4 protein-coding genes and 1 pseudogene are annotated in these 4,853 nt (G+C 46.0%); all 5 read right to left on the minus strand.

Annotated features, from left to right (window positions below; genetic code table 11):
* Positions 1 to 533, minus strand: a pseudogene (locus AC805_RS03000) (photosystem II q(b) protein); the annotation flags it as partial.
* Positions 534 to 689: 156 nt separating this feature from the next.
* Entirely contained in the window at positions 690 to 1,583 is an 894-nt protein-coding gene (gene murB / locus AC805_RS03005) for a UDP-N-acetylmuramate dehydrogenase (RefSeq protein WP_055074042.1), read from the minus strand.
* A 156-nt stretch (positions 1,584 to 1,739) separates the two neighbouring features.
* Positions 1,740 to 3,158, minus strand: coding sequence for a UDP-N-acetylmuramate--L-alanine ligase (gene murC / locus AC805_RS03010; protein ID WP_055074043.1), 1,419 nt, complete (start codon positions 3,156 to 3,158; stop codon positions 1,740 to 1,742).
* Between the two features lie 126 nt (positions 3,159 to 3,284).
* Positions 3,285 to 3,977, minus strand: coding sequence for a Crp/Fnr family transcriptional regulator (locus tag AC805_RS03015; RefSeq protein WP_055074044.1), 693 nt, complete (start codon positions 3,975 to 3,977; stop codon positions 3,285 to 3,287).
* Between the two features lie 192 nt (positions 3,978 to 4,169).
* Positions 4,170 to 4,661, minus strand: coding sequence for a TerB family tellurite resistance protein (locus AC805_RS03020; protein WP_055074045.1), 492 nt, complete (start codon positions 4,659 to 4,661; stop codon positions 4,170 to 4,172).
* Positions 4,662 to 4,853: the final 192 nt, after the last annotated feature.

A 4,853-nucleotide genomic window follows, 5' to 3' on the forward strand; every position in this document is an offset into this window, starting at 1 on the left:
CCAGAGATACCCAAAGGCATACCGTCAGAGAAGGATCCTTGTCCGATTGGGTAGATCAAGAATACTGCGGTTGCGGCGGCTACTGGTGCAGAGTAGGCTACGGCGATCCAAGGACGCATACCGAGGCGGTAGGACAATTCCCATTCACGACCCATGTAGCAGAAAATACCGAGCAAGAAGTGGAAAATTACCAATTGGTAAGGACCACCGTTGTATAGCCATTCGTCGAGGCTATCTGCTTCCCAAATGGGGTAAAAGTGCAGGCCAATCGCGTTCGAGGAAGGAACGACTGCGCCAGAAATCATGTTGTTACCGAATAGCAAGGAACCTGCTACTGGTTCGCGGATGCCGTCAATATCGACTGGAGGTGCGGCGATGAAGGCGATTACGAAGCAAATGGTTGCTGCTAATAGGCATGGGATCATGATTACGCCGAACCAACCGATGTATAGACGGTTGTTGGTACTTGTAATCCAGTTACAAAACTGATCCCAGATAGATGCGCTTTCGCGTCTCTGTACTGCTGTTGTCATGATTGCAAATATACCGTATGGGAATGAATGAGTTATGAAAATTTATAAATAAGCTTGCGCTCATAAAATTAGATTAGTTCAAATATTGAGTAATGTAAATACTTAAATGTTAAATCTATCTATAGACAAATGCGATCGCAAGCAACCCCTATACCTTTAGAAATGACCGATCGTTTTAACTTCGGTTTCCAGTACCACACCGTAGCGATCGCTAATAGTAGTTTTAATATGTTCTATGAGACTGAAAATATCCTTAGCTTTTGCGTTGCCAAGATTGACAATAAAGTTGGCATGGAGCTCTGAGACTTGGGCATTACCGATCCGATAGCCTTTTAACCCAGCATCCTGAATGAGGCGGGCGGCAAATTGCGGCAAAGGATTGCGGAAAACGCTACCGCAGTTAGGTAGGTGGTAGGGCTGGGTAGTATGTCTTGCTTTGAGTTTTGCCTCGGTGTCCGCCGCGATCGCTTCGGGGTTACCGCCGATCTGGAACTTGAAAGTTGCCGCCGTGACTAGTAGCTCGGCATCCTGTAAAGCAGAAGTCCGATAGCTAAAATTTAATGCTTGGGGATAAATTAGCTGAGTTGTGCCAATGAGGCTCAAGGTCTCTGCGGAAACTAGACAATCAGCCGCACATCCACCCTGAGCCCCTGCATTCATGACTACCAATCCACCCACAGTGCCAGGAATGCCCACTGCCCATTCAAACCCAGCCCAGCCATAATTGGCAACTTGGATTGCCAAACGGGCAACGGGCTCACCAGCGGCGGCGGTGACCTGCCCCGATGTGGTGTCAAAGTCAATTCCGCGTAAATGTCGGGTGCAAATTACTAGCCCCTCTATGCCGCGATCGCTAATTAATAGATTGCTCCCCGCTCCAATAATGGTAATGGGAATATGGAGATCGTTAGCCCATGCCAAAGCCTCGGTCAGCTCTAGGGATGACCGAGGCGAGGTAAAGTATTCAGCCGCACCACCCACACGCATCGAAGTTAGGTTTGCAAGGGATACGTGCGAGCGGATTGAGTTGTGGGTTTGAGCGAGGGACATTTGCTTGGGAGTAAAGCTAATTAAGCAGAAAAATGGGGGATTATACCAATTCACGAAAGTGTGACAACACTTTTGTGAATTAAACACCAAACCCAGTAAGGCTTTGAGATTCCCAAAATGGCGTTGCCATTTTGGGAATTGGAATTACAGCAGGAATTACACTGGGGAATTACTTTTTGGGTTTTGGCTTAATTCTTGCATGGTGGGCGCGATCGCCTGATTGAGATTACCAGCACCCAGAAACACCGCTAGATCGCCGAACTCCAGATGGTTCACTAAAAATGATTGGACATCTTGGAGGGTTGGTAAATAGTGAATTTGGCTGCCGTTTTGCTCGGCATGGGTAGCCGCGATCGCTTCGGCAACCTGAGAACCTGTAATCTTGCCGTCATTCGGTTCGCTCGCAGCATAGATATCGGTGACGATGACCATATCCGCCTCGGTAAAGGAATGGCTAAATTCTTCGAGAAAGCGGTAGGTACGGCTATAGCGATGGGGTTGGAAGATCGCCACGACACGACTGCTCGTATTCTGCTGTCTTGCAGAAGCAAGTGTCGCCATAATTTCGCTAGGGTGATGGGCGTAGTCATCGACAAAAGTAATGCCGTTCTGGATACCTTTAACTTCAAAGCGGCGGCTTGCACCCACAAAATCGGGAAGGGCATCTGCGATCGCTTGCCACTCGACTCCAAGATAACGGGCGACGGCGATCGCTGCTAAAGTATTGCTGAGGTTATGTTTGCCTAGTAAACCAATGGAGATGCGCCCTAAAGTCTTGCCACGCTCGATTACTAACGCTTGGGTGTCCGAAGAATTATATTGCACTTCAGCGACCGTATAGTCAGCCGTCGGCTCGCTCAAACTACTTAAACTATAGGTAATATCCGATTGAATATTGGCTTTTACCGTTGGGCAATCAATGCATCCCACCACCACATCACAACGCTTGGCAAAAGTCTGAAAAATTTCTACTACCTGATCGAGATTCTGATAATGGTCGGGATGATCTAGCTCGATATTGGTAATAATGCCAATGTGCGATCGGAACTTAACGAGCGTGCCATCGGACTCATCGGCTTCAGCCACCAAGTATTTACTATTGCCTAGACGGGCATTTCCCTGCCATGCACTCACTTCGCCGCCAATGATAATGCTGGGATCAAGCCCTGCCTTGAGCAATAAAAAACCTACTAAACTGCTTGTGGTCGTTTTGCCATGGGTACCTGCTACGGAGATCGCCTGAAACTGCTCGATCAACGCTGCGAGTAAATCGGAACGATGCAAAATTGGTAAGTTGTTAGCTAAGGCGACTTGAAACTCAGGATTTTGTTGATTAATAGCCGTGGAGCAGACCACCTGCGGTGCATTACTAAGATTCAGATTATCCGCGTGATGTCCTTGAAAAATCTTGATCCCAAGATCCTGTAGCTTTTGAGTGATGCGATTGCTACTAAGATCCGAGCCAGAAACCGTAAAGCCTTGCTTAGCTAAGATATAGGCGATCGCCGACATGCCGATTCCGCCAATGCCTACAAAATGAAACGGTCTACCGCTGAAATCAACTGGATTCAGCATTTATACTTCTTACCCACCAAATAACGAGCCTAATAATAACAGAATATTGTCCTCAATTAGAGATGGTAAGTCCTGCTCACCACCCTTAAAATCAAATCAAGCTAAATCAAACCAGATCAAACCAAATCAAACCATCAAAGCCTCTAAGCCCTCTGGATTGAGAATGCACAATACATCGCGATCGGGAATGCGTTGGATTAAATTTTTGCGTTCGAGTTTCCCAAGCACTCGAGTTACCGTTTCTCTTGCTAAGCCACTAAGACTACTGAGTTCTCGATGAGGCAAATTAGGGATTTCTAAACCCGTACTCCCTTTCGTCCCTTGTCCCTCAGCCAAAAAGAGTAGAACATCGGCAACTCGAGAAGTACTATCAGCTTCTCTTAAGCGCAAGCGACGATTAACTTGACGCAAACGTTTTGCCATCAATCTCGCTAGGTGGATACCTGCGGTTGGCTCGGTTTCAATGAGATGCACAAAATCAGGTGCAGGTAGGCTCCCAATGGTTGTAGGTGTGAGCGTGATTACATCGGTTGAACGGGGAACTTGATCGAGGGGAGCCATTTCACCAAACATTTCACCAAAACCCAAAATATTTAGGGTTATTTCTTTGCCATCAAGGTTATAGGTGCGAATTTTTGCCCAGCCACTCAAAATAAAGTAAACCGAGTTGCCCCAGTCATTCTCTAGGAGTATTACTTGATCTGCTGGATGGGTGCGCGTGACCATATGAGCCGTAGCTCTCACTACCGCCTCATCAGGCAACCCCATAAAAAATGGGGCAGACATAATTTTTTGCTGAAGATCGGTTCCATCCCGCATAGTGGCTGCTCGTAGCTCTTAAATATTTGCTGTTAAAGATGTAAGTAATCACTTTATCTGAGTTTGGGGCGAAAGATACCACTAGTAAGCACAATGACCTAGTTATTTCAGTTTGATTAAAAAAAGCTTTTTATCGGATCTGGTCAAGCTAACAAGATTGACCGCATCCAACCTAGGTGGCATTTAGCTTATTTACTGCACATTTCCAAGTAGTTTATGTAGTCTTGAGGCTAAAGCCTTAATCAGCCCATGGGGATAGGATTCTTCAGGAGGTACGATCGAAGCTTCGATGTCAGCAACCACTTCAGAGGGTAGGTCTAAAATCCTTACTAGCCTTTGGTAAGCCGCAGCTTCATCAAGATTGATCATGGGCTCATTAGGATTGCGACGACTGGCCTGAATCACTTGATAACCAAGTCGCAATGTCATTTTCCGATCTTCAATACTTTTGATATGCGGAACCACTTCTTCTAGGGGAATATTTTGCCCTAGATAGTCTTTGAGTCGCGCTTTAAGAGTACTACGCTCGGTGTCATTTTGGGCAAACAAAGTTGCAAATTCATCAAGCATTAGCTTAATTTCATCGGGCTCAAGCTTACCATCAGCCCAAGCCATGGCAGCTACTGCACGAAGAATATCCATTTGACGTGGATTAATTGGAGGAGGAATTTCTTGAAGTGTCATAGGTTTACCCACAAGCCTAGTTTATTGCCAAATTATGCACAAATCATAGGCTAGATCTATTGAAAATAGGCTGCTGTTTATTAATAGTTTATTAATAAACATATAGCGATCCTAAATCATTTGTAGATTTTTGGGTTTGTGGAAGCGCACCCCGAAGGGGTGCGCTTCCACAAACCATTTAGGATTGCTATA

The organism is Pseudanabaena sp. 'Roaring Creek' (genome assembly GCF_001402795.1).
GTDB lineage: Bacteria > Cyanobacteriota > Cyanobacteriia > Pseudanabaenales > Pseudanabaenaceae > Pseudanabaena.

Bases quoted from the DNA above. Each gene is read 5' to 3' on its own strand.
- murB (WP_055074042.1), bottom strand. From the start codon at position 1,583: ATGTCCCTCGCTCAAACCCACAACTCAATCCGCTCGCACGTATCCCTT.
- murC (WP_055074043.1), bottom strand. From the start codon at position 3,158: ATGCTGAATCCAGTTGATTTCAGCGGTAGACCGTTTCATTTTGTAGGC.
- AC805_RS03015 (WP_055074044.1), bottom strand. From the start codon at position 3,977: ATGCGGGATGGAACCGATCTTCAGCAAAAAATTATGTCTGCCCCATTT.
- AC805_RS03020 (WP_055074045.1), bottom strand. From the start codon at position 4,661: ATGACACTTCAAGAAATTCCTCCTCCAATTAATCCACGTCAAATGGAT.